Source organism: Hyphomonas sp. UBA3601, from assembly GCF_002375605.1.
GTDB lineage: Bacteria > Pseudomonadota > Alphaproteobacteria > Caulobacterales > Hyphomonadaceae > Hyphomonas.
On the sequence record NZ_DFME01000077.1, the window covers coordinates 31,593 to 32,569 of the forward strand.

The window sequence follows — 977 nt, forward strand, 5'->3', positions numbered from 1 at the left end:
AGCAAGGAAGATTCCCGCCGCCTTGAGACTATTCGCGTCGAAGGCCAGACTGTCGATGCGTCCGCATCCGACATCGCTGTGGACTTCGCTGAATACGGCACACAAGTTCAGTTGATCAGTTCGGAAGAAATTGAAACGGGCGGGTTCACGAATTTTGGCGAATTGGCCTCAGGCCTGATCCGCGGTGCGAACATTGGCTATTCGCCGGACGAAGGCGAGTTCACCATTCGCATTGATGGCGGCACTGATCGCGATACCTTGTTGCTGGTCGATGGCGTCCCATTCTTTGATCGCTCGTCTCCATTGGAAGATCTGTGGCCCGCGACAGCCATTGATCCGCGCATGATCGACGGTGTTGAAGTCTATCGTGGTGGCAACAGCCTCTATTTCGGATCCAATGGCGGCCTGGGCGTTGTGAGCGTGAAAACGAAACGCCCAGACGGCACTCAGAAAGGCGAATTCGGCGTCTATGCCGGTTCATTCAAAACCCGCGAGTATTATGGCAATATGTCGTTCCCTCTGGACAAGGCCGGCAAACACTCCGTGCTGGTCTATGGCCGCTCCTACGAGACGGATGCGCACGAACTCTTCGACGAGGAGGCCTATGGCGACAATGTGCTTGCGCTCGGCGGACGTCACGAATTCCCATACAGCTTCAATAGTCTGGGGATCAAATATTTGTGGGATATTGCACCTGAGACAGAGCTTCTGCTTGGTGCTTCGTACACGACGATCGATTTCAGAGACTCCTTCCCGCAAAGCACTATATTTCAGCCGAACTTCACAGAGTTCCCGATTTACACCGGCGAATTCAAGCATCGCTTCAATGACAAGCTCAAGCTGAATATCGAGGCGCACTATCAGGACCCTCAGCTCAAGAATAACGAGATTGATGCCCGTATCTGTCAGATCCCCCGCCTGTCGGATTTGCCGGAGGATATTCAAGCCATTGCTGCGGGTCAGGGGATTTCAAGCTT

The 977-nt window shown here is 53.6% G+C and carries 1 protein-coding gene; it reads left to right on the forward strand.

Annotated features, from left to right (window positions below; all coding sequences use genetic code 11):
* Positions 1 to 977: TonB-dependent receptor plug domain-containing protein (locus tag B4F73_RS07770; RefSeq protein WP_290482930.1), on the forward strand; the 977-nt coding region annotated here is incomplete at both ends.